Raw genomic sequence first — 302 nt, 5'->3', positions numbered from 1 at the left:
TCTAGCTACAATCCAACAGTTTGGACTTATATGTCTAGTATTACTAAAAGTGTCATGCAACCTCTTGGAGTTGCGATTTTATCAGTTGTTCTCATCCTAGAATTTTCGAAGATGGCAAAGAAAATTGCTAACTCAGGTGGAGCGATGACCTTTGAAGCATTAGCCCCGATGTTGATTAGTTATATTATGGTCGCAGTTGTAATTACCAACACTACCGTGATTGTAGAAGCCATCATCGGGATTGCGAGTCACGCCATTGAACAAGTGGCCTCGATTGTGGCTCACGGTGGGGCAAAGTATGA

The 302-nt window shown here is 42.4% G+C and carries 1 pseudogene; it reads left to right on the top strand.

What is annotated here, in order from left to right:
• Positions 1 to 302 (top strand): annotated as a pseudogene (locus HMPREF2701_RS00955) (conjugal transfer protein TrbL); the annotation flags it as partial.

Origin of the sequence: Streptococcus sp. HMSC077D04, from assembly GCF_001808785.1 — a bacterium.
Classification (GTDB): Bacteria; Bacillota; Bacilli; order Lactobacillales; family Streptococcaceae; genus Streptococcus; species Streptococcus mitis_BX.
The sequence above is the reverse complement of the archived record's forward strand: the minus strand, read 5'-3'. Positions and strand labels throughout refer to the sequence as shown.